The sequence below is a fragment of the Pseudoalteromonas sp. 20-92 genome (assembly GCF_030847595.1).
In the GTDB taxonomy this organism is placed as follows: Bacteria; Pseudomonadota; Gammaproteobacteria; order Enterobacterales; family Alteromonadaceae; genus Pseudoalteromonas; species Pseudoalteromonas fuliginea.
In genome coordinates, this window is sequence record NZ_JANJGQ010000037.1 from 1 (window position 1) to 26,890 (window position 26,890).

General features: G+C 38.8%; 27 protein-coding genes and 1 pseudogene. 8 read left to right on the top strand and 20 right to left on the bottom strand.

The window, feature by feature from the left end; translation table 11 throughout:
* Nucleotides 1-273 precede the first annotated feature (273 nt).
* Nucleotides 274-753: an RNA-binding protein gene (locus NRL14_RS19805; RefSeq protein ID WP_007378558.1), complete on the top strand. Its 480-nt coding sequence runs from the start codon at nt 274-276 to the stop codon at nt 751-753.
* Here NRL14_RS19805 and murI read toward each other — a convergent pair.
* Both murI and NRL14_RS19815 read right to left on the bottom strand, forming a co-directional pair.
* Nucleotides 716-1,516 (bottom strand): glutamate racemase, encoded by an 801-nt coding sequence (gene murI, locus NRL14_RS19810; RefSeq protein WP_096792307.1) that lies wholly within the window; start codon nt 1,514-1,516, stop codon nt 716-718. The genes NRL14_RS19805 and murI overlap by 38 nt on opposite strands.
* 65 nt (nt 1,517-1,581) lie before the next feature.
* On the bottom strand, nt 1,582-2,721 hold the full coding sequence (locus tag NRL14_RS19815) for a DUF5610 domain-containing protein (protein WP_306725426.1): 1,140 nt from the start codon (nt 2,719-2,721) through the stop codon (nt 1,582-1,584).
* A gap of 162 nt (nt 2,722-2,883) precedes the next feature.
* On the opposite strand from NRL14_RS19815, the gene trmA reads away from it, so the two are divergent.
* Nucleotides 2,884-3,981, top strand: a complete 1,098-nt coding sequence (gene trmA, locus NRL14_RS19820; RefSeq protein ID WP_007378561.1) for a tRNA (uridine(54)-C5)-methyltransferase TrmA — start codon at nt 2,884-2,886, stop codon at nt 3,979-3,981.
* Between the two features lie 10 nt (nt 3,982-3,991).
* Here trmA and NRL14_RS19825 read toward each other — a convergent pair whose 3' ends face one another.
* From NRL14_RS19825 to ccoG, 5 genes are all read right to left on the bottom strand, one after another.
* The gene (locus NRL14_RS19825) at nt 3,992-4,444 is read right to left on the bottom strand and encodes a DUF523 domain-containing protein (RefSeq protein ID WP_306725427.1); all 453 of its coding nucleotides are present in this window, start codon (nt 4,442-4,444) and stop codon (nt 3,992-3,994) included.
* A gap of 59 nt (nt 4,445-4,503) precedes the next feature.
* Nucleotides 4,504-5,142, bottom strand: a complete 639-nt coding sequence (locus NRL14_RS19830) for a thiol:disulfide interchange protein DsbA/DsbL (protein ID WP_306725428.1) — start codon at nt 5,140-5,142, stop codon at nt 4,504-4,506.
* A gap of 15 nt (nt 5,143-5,157) precedes the next feature.
* Nucleotides 5,158-5,781 carry a thiol:disulfide interchange protein DsbA/DsbL gene (locus NRL14_RS19835; protein ID WP_007378563.1) on the bottom strand — a complete coding sequence of 208 codons (624 nt, stop codon included), beginning with the start codon at nt 5,779-5,781 and terminating at the stop codon, nt 5,158-5,160.
* Between the two features lie 34 nt (nt 5,782-5,815).
* Complete coding sequence (locus NRL14_RS19840) at nt 5,816-6,790, bottom strand: serine/threonine protein kinase (protein ID WP_306725429.1); 975 nt, start codon at nt 6,788-6,790, stop codon at nt 5,816-5,818.
* 86 nt (nt 6,791-6,876) lie between these two features.
* The gene (gene ccoG / locus NRL14_RS19845; protein WP_033031093.1) at nt 6,877-8,307 is read right to left on the bottom strand and encodes a cytochrome c oxidase accessory protein CcoG; all 1,431 of its coding nucleotides are present in this window, start codon (nt 8,305-8,307) and stop codon (nt 6,877-6,879) included.
* A 289-nt stretch (nt 8,308-8,596) separates the two neighbouring features.
* Here ccoG and NRL14_RS19850 point away from each other — a divergent pair, with 289 nt between their 5' ends.
* Nucleotides 8,597-8,956 (top strand): hypothetical protein, encoded by a 360-nt coding sequence (locus tag NRL14_RS19850; RefSeq protein WP_007378566.1) that lies wholly within the window; start codon nt 8,597-8,599, stop codon nt 8,954-8,956.
* Nucleotides 8,956-9,162 carry a hypothetical protein gene (locus NRL14_RS19855; protein WP_007378567.1) on the top strand — a complete coding sequence of 69 codons (207 nt, stop codon included), beginning with the start codon at nt 8,956-8,958 and terminating at the stop codon, nt 9,160-9,162. Before NRL14_RS19850 ends, NRL14_RS19855 begins: the two co-directional genes overlap by 1 nt.
* 102 nt (nt 9,163-9,264) lie before the next feature.
* Here NRL14_RS19855 and NRL14_RS19860 read toward each other — a convergent pair whose 3' ends face one another.
* The 13 genes and pseudogenes from NRL14_RS19860 to gspC form a co-directional block, all read right to left on the bottom strand.
* Nucleotides 9,265-9,852 carry a UPF0149 family protein gene (locus NRL14_RS19860; RefSeq protein ID WP_007378568.1) on the bottom strand — a complete coding sequence of 196 codons (588 nt, stop codon included), beginning with the start codon at nt 9,850-9,852 and terminating at the stop codon, nt 9,265-9,267.
* A 22-nt stretch (nt 9,853-9,874) separates the two neighbouring features.
* On the bottom strand, nt 9,875-10,633 hold the full coding sequence (locus NRL14_RS19865) for a type II secretion system protein N (RefSeq protein ID WP_007378569.1): 759 nt from the start codon (nt 10,631-10,633) through the stop codon (nt 9,875-9,877).
* A 3-nt stretch (nt 10,634-10,636) separates the two neighbouring features.
* A complete protein-coding gene (gene gspM, locus NRL14_RS19870) occupies nt 10,637-11,110 on the bottom strand; it encodes a type II secretion system protein GspM (RefSeq protein WP_007378570.1) in 474 nt (157 codons plus the stop codon).
* Nucleotides 11,107-12,315: a type II secretion system protein GspL gene (gene gspL, locus NRL14_RS19875; RefSeq protein ID WP_007378571.1), complete on the bottom strand. Its 1,209-nt coding sequence runs from the start codon at nt 12,313-12,315 to the stop codon at nt 11,107-11,109. The genes gspM and gspL overlap by 4 nt, the downstream gene beginning before the upstream one ends.
* The gene (gspK, locus tag NRL14_RS19880) at nt 12,312-13,298 is read right to left on the bottom strand and encodes a type II secretion system minor pseudopilin GspK (protein WP_007378572.1); all 987 of its coding nucleotides are present in this window, start codon (nt 13,296-13,298) and stop codon (nt 12,312-12,314) included. The genes gspL and gspK overlap by 4 nt, the downstream gene beginning before the upstream one ends.
* On the bottom strand, nt 13,298-13,966 hold the full coding sequence (gene gspJ / locus NRL14_RS19885) for a type II secretion system minor pseudopilin GspJ (protein WP_007378573.1): 669 nt from the start codon (nt 13,964-13,966) through the stop codon (nt 13,298-13,300). Before gspJ ends, gspK begins: the two co-directional genes overlap by 1 nt.
* Nucleotides 13,967-14,341: a type II secretion system minor pseudopilin GspI gene (gene gspI, locus NRL14_RS19890; protein WP_007378574.1), complete on the bottom strand. Its 375-nt coding sequence runs from the start codon at nt 14,339-14,341 to the stop codon at nt 13,967-13,969.
* Nucleotides 14,342-14,929 (bottom strand): prepilin-type N-terminal cleavage/methylation domain-containing protein, encoded by a 588-nt coding sequence (locus NRL14_RS19895; RefSeq protein ID WP_007378575.1) that lies wholly within the window; start codon nt 14,927-14,929, stop codon nt 14,342-14,344.
* Between the two features lie 49 nt (nt 14,930-14,978).
* Nucleotides 14,979-15,401 (bottom strand): type II secretion system major pseudopilin GspG, encoded by a 423-nt coding sequence (gspG, locus tag NRL14_RS19900; protein ID WP_007378576.1) that lies wholly within the window; start codon nt 15,399-15,401, stop codon nt 14,979-14,981.
* Between the two features lie 52 nt (nt 15,402-15,453).
* A pseudogene (gene gspF, locus NRL14_RS19905) lies at nt 15,454-16,688 on the bottom strand (type II secretion system inner membrane protein GspF).
* A 2-nt stretch (nt 16,689-16,690) separates the two neighbouring features.
* Nucleotides 16,691-18,256: a type II secretion system ATPase GspE gene (gspE, locus tag NRL14_RS19910; protein WP_306725430.1), complete on the bottom strand. Its 1,566-nt coding sequence runs from the start codon at nt 18,254-18,256 to the stop codon at nt 16,691-16,693.
* Nucleotides 18,249-20,312, bottom strand: coding sequence for a type II secretion system secretin GspD (gspD, locus tag NRL14_RS19915; RefSeq protein ID WP_007378580.1), 2,064 nt, complete (start codon nt 20,310-20,312; stop codon nt 18,249-18,251). Before gspD ends, gspE begins: the two co-directional genes overlap by 8 nt.
* A 26-nt stretch (nt 20,313-20,338) precedes the next feature.
* The gene (gspC, locus tag NRL14_RS19920) at nt 20,339-21,280 is read right to left on the bottom strand and encodes a type II secretion system protein GspC (RefSeq protein WP_149604921.1); all 942 of its coding nucleotides are present in this window, start codon (nt 21,278-21,280) and stop codon (nt 20,339-20,341) included.
* Nucleotides 21,281-21,489: 209 nt separating this feature from the next.
* Here gspC and hslR point away from each other — a divergent pair, with 209 nt between their 5' ends.
* The 4 genes from hslR to NRL14_RS19940 all read left to right on the top strand — a co-directional run bounded on the left by hslR (nt 21,490) and on the right by NRL14_RS19940 (nt 25,853).
* Complete coding sequence (gene hslR, locus NRL14_RS19925; protein WP_007378582.1) at nt 21,490-21,912, top strand: ribosome-associated heat shock protein Hsp15; 423 nt, start codon at nt 21,490-21,492, stop codon at nt 21,910-21,912.
* 12 nt (nt 21,913-21,924) lie between these two features.
* Complete coding sequence (hslO, locus tag NRL14_RS19930) at nt 21,925-22,770, top strand: Hsp33 family molecular chaperone HslO (RefSeq protein ID WP_149604920.1); 846 nt, start codon at nt 21,925-21,927, stop codon at nt 22,768-22,770.
* A gap of 267 nt (nt 22,771-23,037) precedes the next feature.
* Nucleotides 23,038-24,576 carry a phosphoenolpyruvate carboxykinase gene (locus NRL14_RS19935; RefSeq protein WP_306725431.1) on the top strand — a complete coding sequence of 513 codons (1,539 nt, stop codon included), beginning with the start codon at nt 23,038-23,040 and terminating at the stop codon, nt 24,574-24,576.
* Nucleotides 24,577-24,743: 167 nt separating this feature from the next.
* Nucleotides 24,744-25,853: a PepSY domain-containing protein gene (locus NRL14_RS19940; RefSeq protein ID WP_306725432.1), complete on the top strand. Its 1,110-nt coding sequence runs from the start codon at nt 24,744-24,746 to the stop codon at nt 25,851-25,853.
* The last annotated feature ends 1,037 nt before the right edge of the window (nt 25,854-26,890 follow it).

Consider the following 26,890-nt stretch of genomic DNA (forward strand, 5'->3'; position numbering starts at 1 on the left):
CCTCGCTATGCTTCGGCGTTTCCCGTCTCAGTGGGGTCGCATTATAGGGATATCCGAAAACAGATCAACCCTTTTTTTAGATCTTTTTACTGTTCGAACAAAAATAGAACAGAACCGAGTGAAATCATATTAAAACCTTAGTAAAACGATGTTTTTTTGTGCTCTTCTTTATTATTTAATACAAATATCATTGCTATGTTCAATTAAGACGTTAAGATAGCAAGTTCACAATGTTAAATTAATGTTTATTTCCTGTTTATTGGTAGATCTAAAATGAAATTACCCGATCAAAAAGCTTTTATCTTCTCTGTTATTCTTGCTGTAGTTGGTTTTGTTGTTGTTAAGTTTGCTTTAGCAAGCCTGGCACTAGACCCTGCGCTTCTATTTGGTGTTGGTTTGTTAGTAGGCGCACTTGTTATTGCAGCAATGTCGTCTGATGTAACTGAAGAAGCCGAAGTAAAAACAAAGACTCTCTATGTTGGTAACCTTCCTTACCGCGCAAATGAAGGTGTTGTTCGTGCATTATTTGAAGAACAAGGCAAAGTATTCAATGTTCGTTTATTAAAGGATAAAAATACTGGCAAGCGTCGTGGTTTTGGTTTTGTTGAAATGGCGCAAGCTGATGCAGACAATGCAATTGCTAACTTGAACGATAGCGAGTTCCAACAACGTACTTTAAAAGTACGTGAAGCAAAACAAAAACAAGAAGACGATTCTAATGCTCTACGTACTGAGACGGATCAGTCAGTGTAACTAGCTTTACCGCTAGCTTATTGCTAAACACATCAGCCGTTGCATAATATTGCAGCGGCTTTTTTATGTCTGTTCGCTTATTCACACATAGGTTAAGTTGGTTAAGTAGGTAGTTGACTCTGTTTGCTATCGCTACACCTGAATCAAGTAATTTTACATTCCCTTCAAAATACTGACTAATCGGCTCTACTAATATCGGAAAGTGCGTACACCCTAGTACAAGTACATCTATAGCTTTATCTATATTTAGGCCATCAAGCACTTGGTGCAACTTGTTTGTATCTAAATAGTCTGTAAAAAAGTGTTGCTCAGCTAATGTCACTAACTCCACACTGCTATATAGATTAACGATTACATTACGTGCATGTTCAGCAATTAATGTTTTAGTGTATGAACTGGCGACCGTGGCTGGTGTTGCTAATAAGCCAATATGATTTGAGCGTGTTAATTCTGCGGCAGGCTTTATTGCTGGCACAACACCTACTATAGGAATATCTGTCACTTGGCGAACAGCACTAAGTGCAGATGTAGAAGCCGTATTACACGCTATTACTATTAAATCAACGTCAAGCGTGTTGGCTTTGATGAAATGAATAAGTGAGCACAATCGGTTGATTATTGTTTGTTGGGATTGAGCACCATAAGGTAGGAATGCATTATCCATAAAATAGCTATACTGAGCATTGGGGATACTTTGCTTGATATGTTCAAGCACGGTAGTTCCACCAATACCTGAATCAAAGACCATTATATGCGCTGACAAACTACCGTTCCCACTTTACTTTAAGAACGGCAGTTTGCCATGAGGTATTTATAAAAGAAAGTAGTTTAGCTTTGTGTGGTTTCTAAATCGGCAAGATCATCGGCCGCTGAATTTAATTGATTAAGGTTTTCGAACATAGACTTTGTGTAATCTACTAACTTATCTATTTGTTCCTGATCTTGATTTAACCATTGTAGAATGCCAGCTAGTTGATTTTGTAATCCAAGTTCACCCGCTTTTTCAAAAGCACTTTTAAGGTCGTCATTAAAAGGGGCTAAACCCTCTGCTACTTGTTTTTCTGGTGCTGGTTTATATTCTTCGTAACTTTTAACTGTGGCTATTGTTTTTGTTTGGCGTAAATCCATAGAAAAAGCCACCAGCTGATCGCTGTCTAAACTCAGCTCTTGTGCTTGTTCAAATGCTTCATCTAAATCACCACCAAAAAAGGTTTTACTTAAATCTTGTAAGTCTTCCATCATCGCATTAATCGCTTCTTGCTCTTGCTCATTTAAGTCACCATTAACCGACATCGAAAATGATACCTGTCGAGATTGCGATGATGAGCTTGCAAACGATTCACTATCACTGTTTCTCTGATAGCCACTCGCCGATTGAGATTCAAATGCATCCGCAAAGCTAATACTTACCTCATCGCCTTCTGCGGTAGTGAATTTATACTCTGCATTGCTAGTCATACTGACATATTGAGCCTGACTTATATTTACGCTGGCAGGTTGTGGATTAAATAGCGACTCTTCAAATTTATCAAGCCCATTGTAAATTCCCTCTTTGGACTTATTGATGCCCTCTTCCATTTCGTCATTAAATACACCTGTACCTTTGAGTTCATCAACAGCGTCGTCAATCCCTATTTGGACTCCTTTGCGCGCGTCGCCTAACATGTCTTTAAGCTTTTCATCATTAGCGCCATTAGCTTTTGCTTTATTTACAGCGCCGCTGACAAAATCGAGTACGTTTTTTACGATTTCATCAAAATCAAATAGTGGTTTGTCTGCTTTTTTTTCTGCGATAGGCAATCCAAGCTGCTCAGCCATTTTATCGCCAAGCACTTTTGCAGCTAATTCTTTACCACGTTGCTGGTAACTATCTTGGGGAGGTTGAATAGTAGGTTGCTGTATATCTGCTTTATTATTGAATTTATTAATGTTGTTGTTTGGCGTGAAGCCATAGTTACCTATTTTCATGTTACATCTCCTAAGCGTGCGTAATTTATTATCGGCTATAACAATAAAAACTAAAGTACAATGTGCAATAAAACAGCATAAATGCTAGCCAAAACTAGACAAATACGCAGCGCTCCCTACAATAGCGCCGATAAACAGATCTTAGATAAGGTAGTAGCGTTAATGGCAGTTATTAAAATAGATACCACACAGTACCAAGCGCAGTTAAGTGAAAAAGAGCAGCGTATTAGTGCGCAGTTTCAACGTTTTGGTGTGGAGCAACTAGAAGTATTTAGCTCAGAGCCAACTAACTACCGCCAACGTGCTGAATTTAGAGTATGGCACGACGGTGACGATCTGTTTCACATTATGTTTGATCAACAAACAAAAGAAAAAATCCGTGTTGATACATTTGATCCAGCAGCGCCTTTAGTAGGTGAAATAATGCAGGTGATGATTGAAAGCCTCAAGCCTTGTGAAATATTGCGTCGTAAGTTATTTCAAATCGATTACCTATCAACGCTAAGCGGTGAAATTTTAGTAAGCTTGCTTTATCACAAACCACTGGATGATGAATGGTTAAGTGAAATTAAAGCACTTAAAGAAAAGCTTAGCAGTAAATACAAAATTGACTTTATAGGCCGTGCTCGCAAACAAAAAGAAGTACTAGGTGATGACTTTGTAACTGAACGTTTAACAGTTAATGGTCAAGAGCTTATATATCAACAAGTAGAAAATAGCTTTACTCAGCCTAATGCAAAAGTAAATATTAATATGCTGGAGTGGGCGCAAGATTTATGTAAACCACTTAAAAATGATTTATTAGAACTGTATTGCGGTAACGGTAACTTTTCAATTGCGCTAGCGGGCTGTTTTAATAAAGTATTAGCAACAGAAATATCAAAATCATCTGTTCATTCTGCTCAATACAATATTGCTAAAAATAACGTCGAGAACTTAGATATTATTCGTATGTCGAGTGAAGAGTTTACTCAAGCAATGAATGGCGAGCGTACTTTCTCTCGTTTAGATGGTATTGACCTTAAAAGCTATGACTGCCAAACCATATTAGTTGATCCACCGCGCGCGGGCATGGATGAATTAACGTGTGACTTAGTGGCTAACTACGAAAGCATAATTTATATATCGTGTAACCCTGAAACCCTTGAGCGTGACCTTGATCACTTAACACGTACGCACAACGTTAAGCGCTTTGCTATATTTGATCAGTTCCCATATACACATCACATTGAGTCGGGCGTTTTCTTACAACGCAAATAACCAGCCAAAATTAAAGTGCCAGTACTTTTATAAGTGCTGGTATTTGCTCTTCACTAAATACTTGAATACCATTTTTTATTAATAATGCTGTAGTTAAACCTAGACCTTCGATTTTTACTCCGCGATGCTTTCCATCATATATTGTATTTCGTCCGCAAGAAGGGCTCGATTCTTTAAGTAGAGCCAAACGCACTTGATTCTTTTTACAGAGTGCTAGCGCTATATTAGCTCCAGTTTGAAACTGCTCTGTTACATCTTCTCCTAAATTAGTAACTACACTCCCCTGTATTATTTCAGCAGGAGATCTAGGAGTAGGAAGCCCACCAGCGACCTCAGGACAAAACACAATTAATCTATTTTGTTTTTGCCACAAATTAAGCTGTGGATGCAAAATTGCGTGTCCTCTACCATCGTAGCGAACAGGCTGCCCTAGCAAACAACTCGATACTAATATTTTTTCCATCGCTATATCCTTATAAAGCAAAAAAGCTCCTTAAGGAGCTTTTTTTATTTTGGTTAAATTTATTTATTAGCTAGGTAATTAATTAATTTTCCAATATCTTCTGGTTCAGTAATACCCGACTCACGACCTAGGTTTAATTTGTACTTACCATTTACAATAAAGGTAGGTACGCCACGTAGTGCGCCTTTTTCTTTAAAGTAGTCTTGATCGCGTTTCATTTTAGAGCTCAGCGTACGTACCGAAAAGCTTTTAAACAGCTTATCAAACTTATCACCATCAACGCCCTGCGCTACAAATATATCTTTTACATCTGCAAGCTCATTAAATTTAGCGCGCTTTGTATGGATATGATTAAAGATTGCAGAAATAATCTGATCTTTTTGTGGGAGCACTTCAGCTGTCGCAAGTGCTTGGCTCATCATCTGTTGGTTTTCTGGGTCACGTACACCTACAAAATCAACATGACTCTTTTTAAATTTAACGTTTTTATCAAGCTTAGGCTTAAACTCACCAATTAGTGCCTCCATGTTATTACATGCAGGGCAGTAAAATGAGAAAAACTCTTTAACTTCTGGCTTTTTAGTTGCACGCTCAGAAACAACGTCGTAATGCACGCCTTCTTCATACGTTGCTGCAAAGCTTGTTGCTGCCATAGGAAGTAATACTGCAAGCAAACCTGCTTTAACTAATTTAATCATTATTATGCTCCGAAATTATAAGGCTAATAAAAACGCAACTAGTTCATCAAACTGTTGTTGGCTTTTAATTGTATTAATATTAATTTTATATTTATCGTTAACAATAAAAGTAGGTACACCTGTAAGTGCGCCTAATTTTGAATATTTGTTTTGATTATCTTGTAATGCACGCTCAGCTGAAATAATAGGCATGCTTGCCATATCTTTATCAAACGTTTCGCTATCAATGCCATTTACTTCTAAAAGTTTTTTCAAATCTTTCATCTCAGTCAATGGTGCACGTTGAACATGAATACTTTTAAATATTTGCTCTGTGATAGCATCTTCTTGCCCATGTTTTTTGGCAATCAGATAGGCAAAGCTCAGATTGGTTTGCGCCTGTGGTGAAACACCACCTAAAAAGTTAACATGATTTTTAATAAACGTTGCACCTGTTGGTAAGCTTTTTTCTATTGCCTGAGCAACAGGTTCAAACTTAAAGCAATGCGGGCAATAATATGAAAAAAATTCCGTCACTTGTGGTGTTTTACTTTTCTCTGCATTAATAATTGTATATTGATTATCAGCTTCAAATTGTGCAGCAAATGCCGCAAATGGTAAACAAAGAAGTAGTAGGCCTAGTTTTAATTTTTTAAGCATTTGTATCTCGTTGTACTTGTCTTTAAATAAAATATTACGGCAATAACTTTAACGGCGCTTCTTGCAGTGCTGCAAGTTGCTCCTTCAGTGCTAAAATTTGTTGCTCCCAGTATTTGTCATCAGCAAACCATGTAAAATTCCGCACAAAGGCAGGATCGCTCCATCGTTTAGCTACCCATCCCATATAATGGATAATACGCATTGCTCGCAGCGGTTCAATTAATTTGAGTTGAGAGTGATCAAAATCACAAAACTCTTCATACGCATTTACAAGGGTGTCTAACTGTAACAGTTGCGTCGCTCTATCGCCACTGAGCATCATCCATAAATCTTGGATTGCAGGACCTTGACGGCTATCATCTAAATCAACAAACATTAGCGCATCACCCGCCCACAAAATATTACCAACGTGGCAGTCACCATGTAAGCGAATACTTTGCACATCTTCATACTGTTTTTGCGCCTGCTCTATCACTAAATCTAAAATAGTATAAAAGGCAGTATTTATTCCCATGGGCACTAAGTTACTTTTTTGAAGATGAACTTTGGCTGTATGCAAATACTCATCACAGGTAACTGTTGTCCTGTAAGTAAAAGGTTTTGTTTTAGCTACTTGGTGCATACGGCCAATTAATCGCCCCATTACATCAAGCTGATCTAAATTATCAACCTCAAATAAACGCCCGCCTACACTTGGAAACAACACAAACAAATACCCTTCGTGTTCAAACAAGCTTTGCCCATCATATAAAATAGGGGCAACAACGGGTACTTCCGCTTCTGCTAGTTCAAATGCAAAGTCATGCTCTTCTTGAATTTGCTCTTTACTCCATCGCTCTGGGCGATAAAACTTCACTACGTAACGCAGGCCATCATCGGCTTTAAATTGGTACACTCTGTTTTCATAGCTATTGAGCGCCAATAAACCAGATTCGGCGTACACACCTACGCTTTCTATTGCATCGAGTATTAGGTCGGGTGTTAAGTCAATAAAACTAAATTTACTCATACTCTTCTTATATAAAATAAAAAGCGGGTTATATACCCGCTTTTGTTAATTGCTATATCAACTTACCTATTTAAGGTAGGTTGTGATTATCGCGCTTTAAAAAAGTTACTCGACTGCGATATTGTCTCATCCGGCGCATCTACCGGTGAAAGCACAAAGTTAAACTCTGTCATCGGCGCCTTCAAATCATAAGGATCCATTACAAGCGACAATGGCACATTATGAGATTGCCCTGCCTGCACTGTAAATGACTGCTTACCAATATATTTAAAGTTATCTAACCCTTGTACTTTAATATTAAAGGTTTGCTCGTACTGCGCCTTGTTAATTACCTTTAATGTATAGGTGTTCTCTACTAAACCATCAAAATCGACACGATATAATTGGTTTCGGTCACGAATGATATCAAAGTCCATTGTTTTACGCAGTGCGATATTAGCTACAAGTGCCCCCGTAAGCACAACAAGTATAACTGTGTAACCAATGATTTTAGCGCGTAGTGGATTAGTTTTATTTTCAGGTGTTTCGAGGTTTCGCTCTGTCGTATATGAAATAAGCCCACGCGGATATTCCATTTTATCCATTACGCCATCACACGCATCAATACACGCGCCACAGTTTATACACTCAGCTTGTAGCCCATTTCTAATATCAATACCCGTTGGGCATACTTGAACACATAAATTACAGTCTATACAGTCGCCTAGTTCTAAATCTTTATGGCCTACTTTACGTGAACGAGGACCACGGCTTTCACCTCGGCTTTCATCGTACGTTACTGTGTATGTGTCTTTATCAAACATAGCTGATTGAAAACGTGAGTAAGGACAAATGTGTAAACACATAATTTCTCGCATCCAACCGGCATTGCCATAGGTACACACAGCAAAGAATATAATGCTTACTAATGCATAACCGCCTACGTTAAACGTTACAAAATCAGGAAGTAACTCTCTTATCGGCGTAAAGTAACCGACAAAGGAAATAGCGGTATATAACGAAAATAATACCCAACTAGTATGTTTTGCCGTTTTACGCCAAAACTTATCAAAATTCATGGGCCGTTGATCGAGTTTTTTACGTTGATTAGCCGTGCCTTCAAACTTCTCTTCGAACCAAATAAAAATAAAGGTCCAAACAGTTTGTGGACATGTGTAGCCACACCACACTCGCCCATAGAAGGTGGTCACTAAAAACAGCGCAAATGCTGCCAACATAAAAATGAACGCGAGTATGGTGAAATCTTGTGGCCACAACGTCAAACCAAAAATATTATATTTTTGCCCGATTAAATCAAACAGCACAGCTTGTTGGTCGTTAAAATTAATCCATGGTAGTGCCATAAATGCAAGCAAACCTAAAAAACCAATACGCTGCCTTAATAATTGATGAAGACCTTTCACTGCTCGCACATAAATACGATTTCGGGGATTAAACCTGTCATCTTGACGGCTTAAATCCGGTTTTTGGATTTTTACCTCCACAGGAATGTTCTTTACTTTAATTTGTTTGTCCATCGAAGTTCCTCAACGCCGCTTGGAAATAAAAGTTTAGCAATATTCAAATGCCCTATACAGTAAAGTGTAGCAAGTTACTTGCTAGGCATGATCAGTTTGATAAATCATCATTTGAATACTTTCAGATATTTCAGAAACATCTGATTGCTATTAAGCATTATACCAATATTGATTAAAATTACTGGCATAGATCGCTAATAATTTATTCATCTCAGTTACTTGCTTTTAAAATGCATTTTATTACACTGCATGGTAATTCAACCTCATTCAGATCAAGGTTTACGTGCTCATGAAAAAATTTATAATACTGGTGTTAATGATCCTTGCTTTTTTTACGATCGATCATCCACTTATAAAAGAGCCTCGAGAGAAATTACTAGGTGAAGGTATTAGTTTTTTAAGCGAGACAACTAAAGTCAATCGCAGCCCCGCAGCTAATATGACTAAAAACCGTATAAAATCACAATTAAGACTGTCTGACTCAGGGAAAGAGTACGTAGAGAAAACCTTCACAACAGACGAGTCAGTGCAGTTGTTTAATTTACGTTATTGTCGTGAGCGTGAGTTAAACCTATATTTTTACGATGAGCGTTTAAATACTGTATGTAAAATAATATCTGAAGCGTTAGAACAAAGGCGAGCAAAGTAATGGATTTTTCGAAATTAAATAAGAAAGCCAGTGACTCGTTTCATAAACAGCGCAACATGCTTAAAAAACTAGCGCAGGGAAAAACACTAAAGTGCGAAAAGTGCAGTGGTGTTTTAACGCTAAACCTAGCGACCACCGAAGCTGGTAAAGGAGTAGTAAGGTGTAAGCAAGGTTGTACTGACATTATTCTGGAATTGGGTACTTAATCTGAATTTTGGATAATAAACCAATCCCAAACCGCTATTTAACGTTGAATTTACTTGCAATAGGCCCACGTAATAAAAATAACCTGAGCACTAAAAGCACACCTAGTCGTCCCAGCCTTCGTCTGTATATAAGCCACTATTAAGCGCTACAATCTCAACAAGTTCAGCAAAACCTAAAGCAAAATCGCCCATTAGCTCATATTGCTGTAAACAGAGTAACTGTTCATCCATTAAATTTTGTGCTGCAATTTGGCTAATAATTTGCTCATCGAGTGCAAAAAAGCTCAGTGTTGCTTGAGCGCTCTCTAGTGCTTCTTTATATTGTACTTCTAATTGTGGGGCATCTAGCAGTTTTTGAGTGTACATTGTGGTTGCTTGTAAAAAACCTTCACTCCAGCTTTTACAAAAATAAATATCATAATTAGCAGGCAATTTATAACCAGCTTCAAACACCTGTTCGCTAATTTGATGATATAGCGCCATAAACAAAAACAATGTCTCTTCGTCTAAATCATTGGCTTTATTTGATAATATTGTATCGAGCCATTCATGCACATCAAGTGGTTCAGGAGAGCAAATTACGCCAAACAAATAACCTTGGCTTTGTAATAATGTCATTGCTTGGGGCTGGGTATCTAAAAATGTGCTGAGCTGCTTCGCGTGCAACTCAGTAAATTGAGGTAATTGCATTAAAACTCTTTATTAGTAAATATTAAAAATTGAGCGGGTAACGACCTTGATTATCTGGACGCCCCAAAAACTTAACCGCATCATGTACATCTTTTGGAAGACTGGCATCAGGTTTAACATAGCCCGCGACTCTGAAGTCAAAATTAGCTTTAAGTGTAGCATCAGCCTCAAGGCCTAACGTATTATCTGGATCAATTAATATAGCAATATCGCCCGACTTACAGCTTAATTTACCAGCCAGAGGGCCAATATTAAACCACCCATTTAAGCCTTGCACGTCAATATTAGGACTCGCTATTTCACCCTTTAATGAATCACAATATGGTGCACCGGTGCTGTATTCATCAATTTCCAAAATTACACGCCCTTTAGCGGTTACAGGCAGAGGAAGTCGCACTCGTTGCATTGCACGCTCTACTGTCGAACGAACAAGTCCATCAGTCACTATAACTTCCTTATTAAAAAGCCCATAGCTTACATCCGCATAACCCGAAATATCACTGCGCTCACGTGCATTGCCAAATTTTACATTAGTATTTAGTTTACCTATAAATAACTGCCAGCCAGCAATATCCCAACGGACATTATTTAACTGCTCGTCATCAAAACGGACCTGCATCATTTGACCTTGCCAGACAGTACCTACAGTTTGCCCTATTTCTAATTGTTTTGGTAAATACGGCTTTGCGATATCAAGCGCAATAGCTGCCGGTAATTTCATAATACAAAACACGATAAAACTAAGTAAAAAGACAATCGATAACGTTATTATTTTTTTCATTAATTAATTCTCTAATACCAAACGACTTACACGAACGTAGCCCGATTTATCATCACGACTTAAATCTAAATTTTCGACACGTAAACCATGCTGATTCACCAATTCGTCAAGCCATTCTATTAACTGGTTAAACTCTACTGAATCAAGTGTTAAACGTAATGAACTATCACTTGGCTGCATTTTACTAATACTGATATTATAACGACTACGCGTTGAGTTAACTATCTGGCTTAAGTTTTGGTTGCTTTCTATTCGCGTATTACCTGCGGCTTTAAGCTTAACAATACTTTCATCGACCCAAACTAATAACTCTTGCTGCTTAATTTGTGATTTTTCAGCTCGCTCAATTGCATTATTTAATGGTCTAAAAATTCCCATTACTAATACAAAAATAATAAACACACCACCAGCACCAACAACTAATTGTTGCTCTTGTTCTTTTAGCGAACGCCAATATTGTATTAACTGCTTTTTCATACTGCACCTCGCAGTTTTATTTCACCGACAACAAAGTCACCATCATTGTTTAGTGACCCCTGTTCTACGGTCAAGCCCTGCTTTTCAAGAATACTTTTAACTTTACCAAAAGTTTGAAAGTCTTTAGCTCGGGCACGAATGCGTAACTCATTACGACGTTTATCGTAGCGAAGCGTTTCGGGGGTAAATTCACTCACTTGCGAAAAAACATCTACTAACTGAGCTGTTAAATCTAAAAACCCAGCATCACTTGTACCTTGTACTTTTTTTAGTGCACCATTAATTTGACTCTTAATTAGCTGTGGGCGTACTTTAGTACCTGGAAATGCATTTTGATAGCGTTCTACAACTTGTGCTTTTGCTATATCAACTTTGGTATTTAATTGATGCAACTCTAACGCCTTTATTGCGATTGTTGACGCTAAAGCAACGCCGGCAATAATTGCCGCACTTTGCCAGTATCCCCACCACAATGTACTTTTCTTTTTAAGCTGATACGTCCCTTGGCGAAGATTAAATTTAACCTGTCCAAGCTGCTTTGCAAATAATGCCAACGGTAAATCGTAATCACTCGTTTGTGCTTGCAAATTTACACTCTCAGGAAAGTGATTAGCAGGGCTAAAATGTTTGATTTCAGGATTACCCATGGCTGATAAGTAACCGTTTAACCAACTGGTTTCTACAGCACTGATATGCCATTGGCCTTGCTTAAATAACCACTGATTATTAAGCTCTATTGCAGTGACTATATCGTTATCAGCAAAAGGGAGTAATAGAGCATCAGGAATAATTGTATACACCGCTAAGTGATGTTCGTTAAATAGTGCTAACCATTGCTCAAACCATTCTCTGTCAGTCATTGCAATTCGAACTGCGTGCTGTTCGCCAACCATTGTTGACTCACCAACAGCAATAAATAACTCATCGACATCACACGCTATATCTTCTTCAAGCATATAGGGTAAAGCTTGTTCTAATTTGCGATTCCACTTTGTTGGCAAAATGACTGTTTTCAGTTGCACTTGATCGCAAGGGAGCAATACGATCACTTCCCGACTTTGTGCTTTCTCGCTCAGCTCACTTAAGTGACTCGCATTTAATAGTTCACCACTTGCTATTATTTCTTGTTCTTGCGGTGAATAAATTAACCAATTAAGGCTATCTTGTTCAGTTTGACCCGTGCGGATCAACAGTATCTCTGTCACTGTACGCCTCCAAATTTTCGCGCCAGTATCGTTACGTCGCCATTTTCGGCGTACAGTAAGGTGGTCATCGAAAAACGCAGGTCAACGAAATTTGCCTGCGTTTGTAATTTAAAATAACTACTCTTCATATCAAATAAGTTTTCAACAGCTTTGACGTTTTTTCCGCCTTGTTGCTGAACCACTTCAAAAAACTCATCTTTACTATCAAAGCCCGCCTGCGGACGCGCGGCAATAACCGCTTCAGCTCCTGATAAACTAAGCTCATCAATTAATGCGCTAAGTATAAGTGCTTGCTCTGGTGCTAATGTATTTACGTTAATAGAAAGCAGCTTGCTGCCAGGAATAACACATATATAAGGTAATACCTTTTCCATTACTAAAGGATTAAACCCTTTAACTAAACGCAACTCTGATGTAGAAGCGAATAAACTATTTGCAGTCATATATGGGAATTCACGTGATAAGTACTCGTCTTCTTCAGCGCCAGAGCGATAGGTTATGCTATCGCTATCAAGCCAATCAAATACACTATCGGCCATCGCCTCTTCTGATTCATTCGCTGGTAAATCATCTATATTTTCAAGAAGAGCAAACAAAGCTTTGTGCGCTGGGTTTGTTTTTTCTGCGCTGTTTGGATCGGGCTCTACGGCTAACGCATTCAAATTTAAGCATGCTTGTAAATCAGTGATTTTTCCACTCAACGTACCGTTATCTACAGGGTAAGGCACATCACCTTGTGTTGCCCATACTTGCTCTAACGTGGTTTTTTCTGCATCATCTTTTTTACTTTGAATAAGGGCTTTAATGGCAAGTTCTTCTGCGCCATAGGCATACCATTTAGCTTGCTGATGCCCTTGTAAATTGGTACTTTTTTGGACTTGCACCATTAAGTTTGCACTCATTTCTACAGCTAGAATTGCAGCTAAAGCAACAATAAATAATACAATGACTAAAGCGGCTCCACGCGAAGAGTGCTTATCCATTAAGGAGTCCCTCCGCTTGTTCTGTTTGAGGTTGTATTAGTAGAGTTCGTACTTGGTGGTACTACTATTTTTCCTTGCCCCGGCACTAAAAACACACGACGAATAGGTTCTGCGTCAACTTGCTGTAGAGTAACCGCAACGGCTTTAGGCAACGCTTTAATTTCCCATTTATCTTGCCATTCATTTTTATCATCTAAAAATTCAAACTTTAATTCTTCAATCCCTTCTAAAATAACTTGTACTCGCGGCTCCATGTTATCAAGCTGATCGACATAAACACGGTACACGCGCTCTAAGTTATCATCTATAACCCTATATCCAACGGCTTGAAGTTCAGAGCGTGGTAGTAAATTAATCGGGTTTATCCAACCATCGCGTACAAAAGCAATCCCATCATATTGACTATCAAGAACATATCGTCCGGCCAATAAATACAGCTCTTGCACATCACCAGATTCATTACGCACCGCTCGCTTTGTCATTTGGCTAAAATCTTGATCCATCAGTCTAAATGTAGTTTGTAGTCCATTAAGCTCGGCTATTTTTTCATCTGAGGCATCTTTCGCTCTCGTGGTGGTATCTAATATTTGGTGCGTAGCAATAATTACAAAAGCTAAGATCCCCAATGCCACCATAACTTCGAGTAATGTAAATCCACGTTGCTTCACTTACTTCTTACCTTTATTTAAATAGGTTGTAAGCTCATAAGTAGATTGCTCATACTTTTCATCGCTAAATACATTAATGGTCAGTTTTACAAAATTTTTATCTGCAGTAGGAATTACTTCTTGCTGCCAAAACCACTCTATCCCTGCCATTACTTCACTGCCTCGTGCGCCATTTTTACCTTGCCACTGCTCACCTTTAGTGCGCTGTTCTATTAAAACATTCTCAGCAACCCATGAAGCGTAAGTTTGCTCTTCAATCGTCGATAGATGGTGAATATGCTCGCCTGTTGCTTGCATAGCGGCAATACCTGCCATGGCACAAATACTCAATGCAACGAGCACTTCAAGTAAGGTGAAACCTTTATGGTTATGCATTTATTCTGGTTCTCGACGTAAATTAACTGGGGCTGTAAATTCACCTTCAATATAATAGACAGGCTCACTTTGCTCTTTTAATTCAAGTATTAGCTGAAATGCACTAACCTCTCCTGATGATAAAATAAGTACTTCTGGAATTTTAAGTTTTTTAAGTTCCAGCAAACTATCTTCGTCACCACCACTCATTAACTCACGCCAGTTAGCTTGCTCAAGCAAGTTATCTTGTGCCCAAGCTAAATCTTCAAGATTAAGTGTTACTTTAAAACGCTCATCAAACTCCGTTGGTTTAAACAAGTCTTCTCTATCGAAGGTTATCCATTTTTCGCCATCAAAAACTAAAAACTCAAACACATTGTCATCTAAGTGAAAACCAAGCTCTACCTGATTTAAAATAGCAAACTCTGACGCCATATTAATGGTGGTATGCAGCCTAAGTGCCTGAGTATCTAGCTCATCTTCAGCTCCGCCTTCTAAGCTGTATACCACCATTTTGGTGGCAAAAGCGATAATCACTAATACCACTAAAATTTCGATCAAACTAAAACCACGCGTTTTTGCGTTTATACGCGTAGAGCTTACTTGCATAGTAAGCTCTCGTTATTTACGTATAAAAACAATGTACTCTTAATTTGCATTATTGTTTTTCTTCATCCCAGTTCCCAATATCATCATCGGTTCCGGGTTCACCATCTGGGCCAAAAGAGAAAATATCAAACTTACCAACTTCTCCAGGGCTAATTAACTGATAAGTATTACCCCAAGGATCCTCTGGTAGTTCACTGATAAACCCACCATCTGGAAAGCGTTTAGGAACAGGCTCAATACTTGTTTTATTAACAAGGGCTTCTAAACCTTGCTCTGTGCTTGGATAACTTTTATTTTTAAGCTTGTATAGGCTCATTGCATCTTCAAGCTGCTGAATATCTAAATGCGCTTTATCAATAGCAGCCTCTTCTTGTTGACCCATAATATTTGGTGCCACAATTGACATGATCATTCCGATGATAACAAGTACCACCATTACTTCTAGTAAAGAAAAACCTGATTGTTTGTTCACGTAATTACCTCATTATTCTAAAAATACTAATATATTAAAAAGTTATTTTAGGTTAAAGCCCAACGGCTTTATTCATTGCCATAATTGGCTGTAAAATTGCCATAACGATAAAAAGTACAATAACGGCCATTGACGCTATCATCGCGGGTTCTAATAACTTAAGCGACACATTAACCATACTTTCAAATTCGCGATCTTGGTTATTTGCAGCACGTTCTAACATTTGCTCCAACTCTCCAGATTTTTCACCACTGGCTATCATATGCAGCATCATGGGTGGGAATAATTTTGTTTGTTGAAGCGCAGCCCTTAGACTCGCTCCCTCACTTACTCTATCAGAAGCGTCAGCAACTGCTTTCTTAATTTTTTCGTTAACTAACACACCTCCTGATATTCGCATCCCTTCAAGTAGAGGTACCGAACTTGATGATAAAATACTTAGCGTGCGTGCAAAACGAGCGGTATTAACACCACGTGCAACTTTGCCAATTCCCGGCATATGCAGCACCCTATCGTCCCACCAAAAACGTATTTTTGGCTGTTTCAATGCATGCTTAATCCCAATAGCTATGCCTGTAATAGCAATTAAGCTAATAAACCAATAATTTTGCACAAAATGACTGCCGGCCATTACCCATTCTGTTGTCCAAGGTAATACTTGCTTGGTCTTTTCGAAGGTTTTTAATATTTTAGGTACAACTGTACCTAATAAAACCGACACAATACCAATTGCAAACACCACTAAAATAATAGGATAAACCATTGCTTGAGTAATTTGGCTTCGCATATGTTGACGCTGCTCGGTGTAATCAGCTAAGCGGTTAAGTACTTGGTCAAGGTGGCCCGACTTTTCACCTGCGGCAACCATTGCACGGTATAAATCGTCAAATACATGGGGGAACTCGCTCATACCATCAGCAAGCGTATAGCCTTCAACAACTTTTGAGCGTACTGACATAAGCATGCGCTTTAAACGCGGCTTTTCACACTGCTCAGCTACAGCCATTACCGCACCTTCAACTGGCAGTGCTGATTGAATCAGCGTTGCTAACTGACGAGTAATAAGTGCCAGATCAGATGTTGATATAGTGGGTTTAAAAAAGCTACCAAATAAAGGGGCTTTTTCACCTTTAACTTGTTTATCACTTTGCGCTGCTGGAACCACTTCGAGCGGCGTTAGCTTTTGATCACGTAAAACTTGACGTATTTGTCTAGCCGTATCAGCTTCTAAAATACCTTTTTTTCTTTACCTCTACCATCGAGAGCACGATACTCAAACGCCGCCATAATTAACTTTCCTCACGGGTAACACGTAATACTTCTTCAAGTGTTGTTTTACCTGCGAGTACACGGCTACAGCCATCTTGGCGAATACTAGGGCTACGCTTACGAATGTATTTTTCTACGCTTTGCTCACCTTTACCGTTGTGAATCATTTCGCGTATTGTTTCATCAACTACAAGTAACTCATGAATACCCGTACGACCACGGTAACCGTTAAAGTTACACTCTTCACACCCGACCGCTCGGTAAATTGTCGGTTGGCTTTCAAAAGAGACGCCTAACAGCTGGCATTCATGCTCATCAGCCGTGTGACCTTCTTTACAGGTATTACATAACGTACGTACTAAGCGTTGCGACAACACACCGAGTAACGACGATGAAAGTAAGAATGGTTCAACACCCATATCTTCCATACGTGTAATTGCACCCGATGCGGTATTTGTATGCAGAGTAGACATAACAAGGTGACCGGTAAGTGACGCTTGAACACCAATTTGCGCCGTTTCAAGATCGCGTATTTCACCCACCATTACTACATCAGGATCTTGACGTAATATTGCACGTAAACCACGCGCAAAGGTCATATCAACTTTAGCGTTAACCTGTGTTTGACCAATACCCGGAATCTCATACTCGATTGGATCTTCAACTGTCAGAATGTTGCGATCGCGTGAATTGATTTGACTCATACCAGCATACAACGTAGTACTTTTACCAGAACCCGTTGGCCCTGTGACTAAGATAATGCCATGCGGTTTACTGATTAAATCAGAAAACAATGCACGATTTTCTGCGGTCATACCTAAATCTTCTAGATTTAAACGTGCGTTATTTTTGTCAAGTAAACGCAGTACTACACGCTCACCAAAGCTTGATGGCATTGTAGATACACGTACATCAACTGCACGCCCAGCAATACGCAAACTAATACGGCCATCTTGAGGAATACGTTTTTCGGCTATATCAAGCTTGGCCATTACTTTAATACGCGATACAAGTAACGATGCGAGTTTACGATTAGGCTTAAGGACTTCTTTAAGTACACCATCTACCCTAAAGCGAATAACAAGCTCTTGCTCGAAGGTTTCGATATGAATATCAGATGCCCCTTCCTTTATCGCTTCACTGAGCATGGCGTTAATAAGTTTGATGATTGGTGCATCATCATCACCGGCGAGCAAATCTTCTGTTTGTGGAAGTTCATCGGCGAGTGAGAACAAATCAACCTCATTCCCTATATCTTCCATCATTTGTTGCGTTTCAGAGCTATCACGTTGATAAGATGCTTCCAATAACAACTCAAACTTATCGTCAGCCAACTGCTCTAATGTAAAACCATTACCTGCAATACGGCGCACTTCTAAAAGTACTTCTACGTCAAGCTCACCACGATAATATACAATACGATTATCTTTATTTTTACTTAGCAATACACCTGCGCGCCTTGCATAAGAAAATGGTAAACGTTTAGCTGGTAACTCTATTAATACATCATCCGCTAATAGCGTATCCTGATGATGCGTATTAGGATGAACCACATCTTGGTTTATCTCTTGTATCGCATTAGTCATCTTTACGCTCTTGTGCATTTTGCTTACGTAAATGTTCTTCATACGTTGGTGGAAGTATTAATTCATTGTTCCACTCAGGCAGAATAGGCGTATCTGTCATTGGCATTAATTCAATGCCGTCTTCTTGTTGTTTAAATTGCTCGCCACGAATAAAGTTATATTTGTTAAAACTTAGCTTATTCATGCTTACACCATCACGAATAATGGTTGGGCGAATAAATACAATAAGATTACGCTTACGACGTGTTGTATTGGTCGATCTAAACAAATGGCCTAAAATAGGGATATCGCCTAATAACGGCACCTTAGATACACTTTCTTGCACGTCTTCATCTATTAAGCCGCCAAGCACAACCATACCGCCATCATCAGCCATAACTGTTGTTTTAATTGAACGCTTATTTACTGAAATATCAACCGCAGTTGCACCACTGACGCTCGATACTTCTTGCTCTATCGTAAGCTGTACAGCAGAACCATCATTAATCTGCGGGGTAACAACGAGCTTAATACCCACTTCTTGACGCTCAACAGTTTGAAATGGGTTAGCATTATTACTGCCGGTTTGTGATCCAGTAATAATAGGTACTTCTTGACCGACTAAAATAGAGGCTTCTTCGTTATCCATTGTAGTAATAGACGGTGTAGCCAAAATATTCGAATTTGTATCGGTAGCTACTGCTTGAATGATTGCACCCCAGTCATTTTTAACAACACCCAGCGCTAGACCATTAATGCCACTAAGTAAGGAAGCTAATGGACCATAGTCACCTTCCGTCGTTTCTGTAAACGGCGTCACAGTACCAGACTCTGTTCCTATTATATTTTTAGTAACCGTTACATCTTGCGCTTGCTCCGCCGCAACAGCTAATGAACCAACAGGAACTGTAGTTCCGTTGTTAAATTGCAGCATACCGCCTTGCTCAGAAATCCATTGCAGACCTAAATTAACACCATCGCCTTCCATTACTTCAATAATAATGGCTTCAACTAATACTTGTGCACGACGAATATCAAGACGCTCAATTACCGACTCTAGTGATCGCATGGTGTCTGGCTGCGCGGTAATAATTAATGAATTTGAATCTGGGTGAGCTTCTATACTGCTTTCATTGCTATTTCTGCTACGAGTTTTAGTTGTGCCGCCTTGCGCGTCATCAACAAGTGACTTACTCACACCTTGCAATACTTTTACTAAATCTTCAGCTTTAGCATAATTGAGGTAAAACACCTTGGTGTTACCTTGGCTTTCTAATTCACCATCTAAGCGTTTAATAAGTTCTATAGCACGCGTACGTGCTTGGCCTTCGCCACTTACAATAACGCTATTAGTTCGGCCATCGGCAACCACTTTAGGAATTAAAAATTCAGGAACACTGCCTTTACCGCTGTCTTTATAAATATTATCTACCACAGAGACAACATCATCTGCCGTCGCATATTTAAGCTTTACTATATCTACACGCTTGTCACCCGCCTGATCAACCGAACGAATAATCTCAACTAAGCGATTAACCGATGCTGCATGACCCGTTAGCATCATAACGTTAGCCGCATTAAAGTTGGCAACGTGGCCACCATCTTTTTGATCACTAAATTGACGAACTAATGGACCTAGCTCTTGTACGCTTACGTTTTTAACCCGCACAACGCGTGTAATCATCATGTCGCCACTAGCTTCATTACCCTCTGTAATAAGTGGGACATTTGATTTTTTAGCGTCTGAACTTTTTTCAACCTTAATAATGCCATTGTCCATTTCAACAGCTGAGTAGCCATAAACTTCTAATACATTTAAAAAGAACTGATAATAAAGTGCTTCATCCATCAACTCATAACTGCGCACATTCACTTTGCCGCGTACATTTGGGTCAATAATCACTGTTTTATTAAGATTTTTACCAACAATGTTAATAAACTCGTTGATATCTGTGCCTTTAAAGTTAGCTGCATACTCAACAGCAGAAACAGACAAAGAAATACTTGCTGCTAAAAAAAGTGCTGCATACTTAGCTAACCCTTTTTTAATTTTTTTGAGGTGTAGCACCTGAACCATTATATTAAAACTCCAAAGCTAAGTTATTACAGGCTAAATTGCACATCTATTTGCTCGCCATCACGTTCTATAGTGATATTAGCATCTGTGCTATTGCGCAGCTCATTAATAGCTGACATTGCCTGTTTTAAATCTGTTAATTGATAGCCATTAATCGCAATAGCTAAATCGTTATTTTGTAATCCCATTTGCTTAAATAGCTCAGGTTCTTTTCCTGGACTTAAGCGATAACCTATAAGTACTCCATCACTCATCGCTTGTGAGACACGTATATAGTCAAATAATTTACCTGGTTCTTCGAGTAACTCTTCACGTGTTTCTATTAAGGCTTCTCTTACTTGTGGATCTGCGGTTGCATTTATTTTTTGATCCCTTGATGCTATTTGCATCTGTGGTCCCATTTCTGAATCGTCTCGGGCAGCAAGAACAGGCATTGATACTTTTTTTGTGAAATCTAGACCATCAAGCATTAATGTTTCAAAGCCACCACTTACGCTTAAAATCACACGATCTGGTAATATTTGTGCGACTTTCGCACGCGTGCCTTGTATAACTTCTTCCGCTAAGTAACTTATTTGTTTTCCTTGTGATTCTATAATAGCCACACCTGCTTTATCATCATGGCTTACCGCCACTATGCCTGTTAAATTTATACTTAAGCGCGTTTCAGGTGCATTGTTAATAACTTGTGATTGCCGCGTAGTATTATTATTTGTTGCAACTTTTTTACCAAACAAAAATTGCTCCACTATATGCTGCGTAGAGCGATTACCAGCGACACCCTTGGTTTGATTAGCGTAGTGCATTGGAGTAAGTGGAGATACAACCGGATTTGGCCACATAAGCCAAACCAATTTTGATAATAAAAAAGCAAGATAAACAACAACTAATAGAGTCACTAATGCACTTAATTTTGCATGTGGTAAACGAATTAAAAATTGTTTAAGTTGCTGTATTTGCTGTTCCATAAATAATATTCTTATTTTAATTTACTGCGTAAGCGCGTACCCATAGTACCCTTTCATATTTCATTCAACAAGCACGCTAATATTAAACTTTGTAAACAGAATGAGTTGACTCACTCTCTCAAGGCAAAACAGACTGCGATTATAATACCTTCAGCCTACAATGATTTCATGATAAATTTTAAGTTATAATACACTGGATTAAATGCCTTATGAGTAAAAAAAGTAACAGCCACGTAAGTTCAGACCATAAAGATGAGTTAAAAGTTCGATTAGATAAGTGGTTATGGGCCGCTCGCTTTTATAAGACTCGTGCGACTGCACGTGAAATGGTACAAGGCGGCAAAGTGCATTATAATGGACAGCGTACAAAAGCGAGTAAAATAGTAGAAGTTGGCGCAAACATAAAACTTGCACAAGGAGTAGATGAAAAGCTGATAACTATACTCTCAGTGCTTGAAAAACGCCAAAGCGCCCCCATTGCACAGACCATGTATCAAGAATCTGATGCCAGTATTGCTAAACGCGAAGAGAACAGCATCGCACGCAAAAATAACAGCTTTTTTGCCCCCCATCCGGATAAAAAACCGGATAAAAAGCAAAGACGCGAACTTTTAAAAATGAAATCAAGTTAGGTATAGCCGCTCATGCAACAAGATTTACTTCACCGTTATTTATTCAACGAACTAGATGTTCGTGGCGAACTCGTACAAATCGAGAGTGCTTATAATGAAATGATTGCCGACCATAATTACCCAGATCCTGTTAAAGCATTACTTGGTGAGTTACTCGTTGCAACCTGTTTACTTACTGCTACCTTAAAGTTTGAAGGTGAAATTGCTGTACAGCTTCAAGGTGATGGCCCAGTTAAATATGCAGTTATAAATGGTGATGACAAACAAAACATGCGTGGTATTGCGCGCCTGCAAAGCGAAATTACGGGCACAACTGTAAAAGAGCTTATTGGCCAAGGCTATATGGTAATCACTATTACACCAGATAAAGGTGAGCGCTATCAAGGGATAGTACCGCTAGAGCATGACACTCTTAGTGAATGTATCGAAAGTTACTTTGAGCAGTCAGAGCAGCTAAAAACACGCCTTTGGTTTGCAACCGACACAACAGAAGGTAGCGCAAAAGCATGTGGTCTATTTTTACAAGTACTCCCAGTTGATAAACAAAAATCAATTGAAGACTTTGCACACCTAGAAGCATTAAGTAATACAATTAAAGATGAAGAACTATTACACCTTGATGCGAACACCGTCCTTACACGCCTTTACCACGAAGATAATCCTCGCGTATTTGAACCTCAAGCGATTAAATTCAAATGTGGTTGTAGCCGTGATAAGACAATTACTGCGCTTGTTAATATTGGACAAGAAGAACTACTTAAAGATGTAGCTGAGAAAGGGACTGTTAACATTAACTGCCATTACTGTTTAAAAGAGTATGTTTTTAACGAACAAGACATAAAAAGCATTTTCAACTAAATGTTCAGCTTCATTTATATATAGTAATTAAAGCCGCAAAACATGCGGTTTTATATTATAAAAAGATGATACCGGTGTCATATTTTCTGCTAATTTCATGACACCGGTATCATTGAAATTATTCATGTTTTTTCTTAAATATATGTGTTTTTAGGGGCTTTGCGGGCTCGAATATCTTAAAACCTTCTGTTACTATAATTTCAGTTTAAGGGCACTGATAACCCCAGAGCTATCCGTTCAAACTCTCACACATAGTTAGGTATAAACATGACTACAGGCGCTACACGTTTTGTCGATTTAACCGCAGCTGAACTTGTCGAGCATGCGATCCGCCGTGGCGAAGGTACTTTAGCCGCAAATGGTGCTTTTGTTGCAATTACAGGAAAACGAACTGGCCGTTCACCAAAAGATCGTTTTATTGTACAAGAAGCGACAACTCAAGATGACATTCAATGGGGCAACGTTAATCGTCCATTTAATGCAGAAAAATTTGACACATTATGGGCTCGCGTAGAAGCACATGTTCAAAGCAATGACCACTTCACCTCTCACCTAGAAGTTGGCGCTGACCCTGAGCATTATTTACCTGTAGTCGTAACTACAGAAACAGCGTGGCACCATATTTTTGCCAAAAACATGTTTATCGAACCACAAAACTATAACGCCTCAAACTTACCACAATGGCAAGTAATGAACGTTCCTTCGTTTGTATGTGAGCCGGAACGTGATGGCACAAATAGCGATGGCACCGTTATTATTAACTTTGCACAGCGTAAAGTATTACTAGCAGGTATGCGCTACGCCGGTGAAATGAAAAAATCGATGTTTTCTGTACAAAACTTCCTACTACCAGCAAAAGGTGTATTACCAATGCACTGTTCTGCTAACGTTGGTGAAGCAGGCGATACAGCATTATTCTTCGGTTTATCTGGTACGGGCAAAACAACTCTTTCAGCAGATCCTACTCGCTTTTTAATTGGTGATGACGAACACGGTTGGGCACCTGGAAGCGTGTTTAATATTGAAGGAGGTTGCTATGCTAAATGTATCGACCTGTCACAAAAGAACGAACCTGTAATTTGGAATGCAATTCGCTTTGGTACTATTTTAGAGAATGTAGTGCTAGATGAGAAGGGCGTTCCAGATTTTAACGATACTAGCCTTACTCAAAACAGCCGTGCAGCATACCCACTTGAACACGTTGAAAAACGTAAAGTAGAAAACCGCGCAGGCGAACCAAAAGCAGTTGTATTTTTAACCTGTGATGTAAGCGGTGTATTACCACCGGTATCTGTTCTTAGCGAAGAAGCGGCTGCTTTTCACTTCTTAAGTGGATACACAGCTAAAGTTGGCTCAACTGAGATTGGCTCTACTAGCGATATTGAATCAACATTCTCAACCTGTTTTGGTGCACCATTTTTCCCACGCCCTGCTGGTGTTTACGCTGAGCTTCTTATGAAGCGTGTACGCGAGTTTGGCGCTAAAGTGTACCTTGTGAATACAGGTTGGACTGGCGGCCCTTACGGTACAGGCAAGCGCTTTGATATTCCAACGACTCGCGCTGTAATTGATGCTATTGTATCTGGTAAATTAACAGGCGTTGAAACTCAACATATTGATGTTTTAAACCTAGATGTGCCAGTTGCCGTTCCGGGTGTAGATACAAACTTACTTACCCCTATTAATACGTGGGAAGATAAAGCTAAATACAATGAATATGCAGCAAAACTTGCCGTAGACTTCACTGAGAACTTTGCTAAGTACGACGTATCAGATGATATAAAAAATGCAGGACCTAAAGCTTAAATAAACTTTAAGATTGTATTTTAACGCCAGCCTTGAGCTGGCGTTTTATTTTTTAAATATGCATTGTAAGAAGTGCGACAAAATGTCGCACTTTTCTTCTCTAAAACACTATAAAATACCTAATAATTATTGTTTAAGTACACTCACTTATTACGGCTACTTTATTCATGCTTCCAAAGCTTTCTTGGCAAAAGATATTTAGACGATTACACCTTTATTTAGGTTTATCAATAGGGTTTTTACTCACTGTTATTGCATTATCTGGCTCAGTATTAATATATTACCCACAAATAGATTCACAACTGAACCTCACTAAAGTAAATATAAAGCATACAGACAAAGTCGACTGGGATTTGGCATACAAAAACTTAAAAACGGCTTTTCCAGATAAGTATGGACCCTGGCGACTTGAGGTAACAGATGACAATTCAATCATACCGGCTCGTTACTATAACCCTGTAGAAACACAAAATCGTGAATTTGCAACCTTAATGATTTGGCTCTCAAATGATAAATATAAAGTAATTCGAAAAGATTACTGGGGCGATTATTTTGTTACATGGTTATATAACCTGCACTTTTCATTACTCACAGGAAGTACCGGCATTATAATTGTGGGGTATATAGGCATTGCCACATTAACCCTTCTCATATCTGGGTTATTAGCATGGTGGCCAAAAAAAGGTCAATGGATAAAATCGTTAAAATTTAAACGTCGCAGTTCTAAAATAGGCCTACTTTATGATTGGCATAAATTAATTGGTTTAAGCTTGTGCATCCCATTATTAGCTCTAACGATTACAGGGATTATGCTTGCTATTCCAAAGCAGACAGATCCTATATTAATCGCTTTAGTTAGCGATATAAACTCCCCTTTAAAAACACAAATACAACCGAGTAAACAATCCAATATTCCTTTATCGCAAGCGATACTAATAGCTAAAAAAGCATTACCGAGTGCACGTTTAGCTTGGATTGAAACACCATCAAACTCAAATGCGATTTACAGATTTAGATTTCAAACTGTAAACGATCCTTCTTATCGCTTTCCACATAGCTATATAGAGGTTAATGCTCTTACAGGGAAGTTAGAGAGCATGTTTAATATAGATAAACAAAGTACGGCTAGTAAAATTAAAAACTGGATACACCCTCTACATGACGGCAGCATTGGCGGTAACATTTTAAAAGTCATTTGGGTGTTGAGTGGCTTCGGATCTGCAGCATTGTTCTTTATTGGCATATATAGATGGTTAATTAGAACTAAGAGAATATAAAATAAACTTTAGTTTAAGGAGTACACAAAACACTTTTTAGTAAGTCTTGTCGATGGTTTTTTAATATAAAGTATATGGCCTTAGTTAACCTTAGGATTAAAAATTAATAACGCTCAATACATATTAAATTAAAGCAGCCCTCAACCGCTTATCTGGCTATAAAACAATTAATGAATGCTGGTAGATAACGTGGCTAGTTTACACAGGCACTCCATAAGTACTATTAAATATCATGCCCTTTAGATTTAAGTTCATATTTAAAATCTCTGTATCAATCTCTACCTAACTATTTTCATTCTCTTCAGTTAACCTACCCAAAGCGTATATAAAGGCTTAAAGGTCATGTTCAATACTTATAAACAAGACCAGATAGTTAAAGCTTTTATATTAGGTCAGATGTTAAACCAATTGATATTATTTACCCACAGTACAAATGCTACCACTCATTGTTGAGCGAAGGTTTTTTATGCTTTTTACGGGAGTCGCAACGCTCGCCCGACCTACGAGATGGGTGTTGATGTCGTGTGTGTTAATTGCGCATATTTCACTTTTCTGCAGACGTAGAAAAGCCCGACTATTTCTAGTCGGGCTCTCTACAATTTGAGGTCGGTGCGCTACGCAGTAGGATGTCGTAGTGCCCACAGCTGTAGAAATTCACATAACAAATGCTACACTATCATTGTGTCGGGGCGGCCTTCCGTGGGGCTCGCCTTCGAGCTGTTTCGTTTCACTACTGAGTTCGGCATGGGCTCTTTACTAAATCCCAGACAGCAAAAAACCCGTCACATTGCTGTAACGGGTTTCTTTAATTTGAAGCCTGGTAATGTCGTAGTGCCCACAGCGGTGGAGAGCCACATAGCCAATGCTACACTATCTTTGTGTCGCGATATGAGTGTGTGTTAAGTGTGCACATTTCACTTTTCTGCAGACGTAAAAAATCCCGACTATTTCTAGTCGGGTTCTCTACAATTTGAAGCCTGGTAATGTCCTACTTTCACATAGCAAATGCTACACTATCATCGGCGCTGTTTCGTTTC

Bases quoted from the DNA above. Each gene is read 5' to 3' on its own strand.
- hslO (WP_149604920.1), top strand. From the start codon at position 21,925: ATGCAACAAGATTTACTTCACCGTTATTTATTCAACGAACTAGATGTT.
- NRL14_RS19850 (WP_007378566.1), top strand. From the start codon at position 8,597: ATGAAAAAATTTATAATACTGGTGTTAATGATCCTTGCTTTTTTTACG.
- gspD (WP_007378580.1), bottom strand. From the start codon at position 20,312: ATGGTTCAGGTGCTACACCTCAAAAAAATTAAAAAAGGGTTAGCTAAG.
- NRL14_RS19895 (WP_007378575.1), bottom strand. From the start codon at position 14,929: ATGCAAGTAAGCTCTACGCGTATAAACGCAAAAACGCGTGGTTTTAGT.
- NRL14_RS19840 (WP_306725429.1), bottom strand. From the start codon at position 6,790: ATGAGTAAATTTAGTTTTATTGACTTAACACCCGACCTAATACTCGAT.
- gspM (WP_007378570.1), bottom strand. From the start codon at position 11,110: ATGAAAAAGCAGTTAATACAATATTGGCGTTCGCTAAAAGAACAAGAG.
- NRL14_RS19940 (WP_306725432.1), top strand. From the start codon at position 24,744: ATGCTTCCAAAGCTTTCTTGGCAAAAGATATTTAGACGATTACACCTT.
- gspI (WP_007378574.1), bottom strand. From the start codon at position 14,341: ATGCATAACCATAAAGGTTTCACCTTACTTGAAGTGCTCGTTGCATTG.
- NRL14_RS19835 (WP_007378563.1), bottom strand. From the start codon at position 5,781: ATGCTTAAAAAATTAAAACTAGGCCTACTACTTCTTTGTTTACCATTT.
- NRL14_RS19860 (WP_007378568.1), bottom strand. From the start codon at position 9,852: ATGCAATTACCTCAATTTACTGAGTTGCACGCGAAGCAGCTCAGCACA.
- gspE (WP_306725430.1), bottom strand. From the start codon at position 18,256: ATGACTAATGCGATACAAGAGATAAACCAAGATGTGGTTCATCCTAAT.
- NRL14_RS19865 (WP_007378569.1), bottom strand. From the start codon at position 10,633: ATGAAAAAAATAATAACGTTATCGATTGTCTTTTTACTTAGTTTTATC.
- ccoG (WP_033031093.1), bottom strand. From the start codon at position 8,307: ATGGACAAACAAATTAAAGTAAAGAACATTCCTGTGGAGGTAAAAATC.
- hslR (WP_007378582.1), top strand. From the start codon at position 21,490: ATGAGTAAAAAAAGTAACAGCCACGTAAGTTCAGACCATAAAGATGAG.
- NRL14_RS19825 (WP_306725427.1), bottom strand. From the start codon at position 4,444: ATGGAAAAAATATTAGTATCGAGTTGTTTGCTAGGGCAGCCTGTTCGC.
- NRL14_RS19830 (WP_306725428.1), bottom strand. From the start codon at position 5,142: ATGATTAAATTAGTTAAAGCAGGTTTGCTTGCAGTATTACTTCCTATG.
- NRL14_RS19805 (WP_007378558.1), top strand. From the start codon at position 274: ATGAAATTACCCGATCAAAAAGCTTTTATCTTCTCTGTTATTCTTGCT.
- NRL14_RS19815 (WP_306725426.1), bottom strand. From the start codon at position 2,721: ATGAAAATAGGTAACTATGGCTTCACGCCAAACAACAACATTAATAAA.
- gspC (WP_149604921.1), bottom strand. From the start codon at position 21,280: ATGGAACAGCAAATACAGCAACTTAAACAATTTTTAATTCGTTTACCA.
- NRL14_RS19935 (WP_306725431.1), top strand. From the start codon at position 23,038: ATGACTACAGGCGCTACACGTTTTGTCGATTTAACCGCAGCTGAACTT.
- gspK (WP_007378572.1), bottom strand. From the start codon at position 13,298: ATGGATAAGCACTCTTCGCGTGGAGCCGCTTTAGTCATTGTATTATTT.
- trmA (WP_007378561.1), top strand. From the start codon at position 2,884: ATGGCAGTTATTAAAATAGATACCACACAGTACCAAGCGCAGTTAAGT.
- NRL14_RS19855 (WP_007378567.1), top strand. From the start codon at position 8,956: ATGGATTTTTCGAAATTAAATAAGAAAGCCAGTGACTCGTTTCATAAA.